Below are 434 nucleotides of genomic sequence, written 5' to 3'. Positions count from 1 at the left end.
GTATCAAGCAATGTTCCTGCAGGCGTAAACTGGACGCCATTTTCCTGCACAACAGGTGAACCCAGTACCGTTGCATCTACCCCATCCGGTGCGAGGTTCCGACCAGTTTTATCTGCCTCTCCATAAAAATTCAAATATTTCAGGCCACGGCGAACGAGCGGGTCAAAACCCAGGCCTTTATCACCAAAATAACCCGGAACAATAATACGCGAACCCATAATTTGTTTTCCTTAAATAGCGATTGCCTGGCGACGAAATGCCACACAGGGGTTATTCAGTGGGTATGGACGGTTTACCAGCTCTGGAATATTTGATTCCGGATATTGCCCCGTCCCTTCATGAAATTCGTAATTCGCAACAGCGACCGTTGTGTCGCTGTCAAACAGATTTCCGTTACCGTTACTTCCGGTCTGGCTGGCGTACCATAGATAAAC

2 protein-coding genes are annotated in these 434 nt (G+C 47.9%); both read right to left on the bottom strand.

The genetic code is table 11. The annotated features are described in order from the left end of the window. A partial coding sequence (locus HOV91_RS39310; RefSeq protein ID WP_217441627.1) for a hypothetical protein occupies positions 1-218 on the bottom strand: 218 nt, incomplete at its 3' end. A gap of 12 nt (positions 219-230) precedes the next feature. Next, positions 231-434 (bottom strand): hypothetical protein (locus tag HOV91_RS39650; protein WP_217441626.1); only part of this gene is annotated, 204 nt, incomplete at its 5' end.

This window comes from Nocardia barduliensis, assembly GCF_013315795.1.
Taxonomy (GTDB): domain Bacteria; phylum Actinomycetota; class Actinomycetes; order Mycobacteriales; family Mycobacteriaceae; genus Nocardia; species Nocardia barduliensis.
This window is presented reverse-complemented; position numbering and strand designations above follow the sequence as displayed.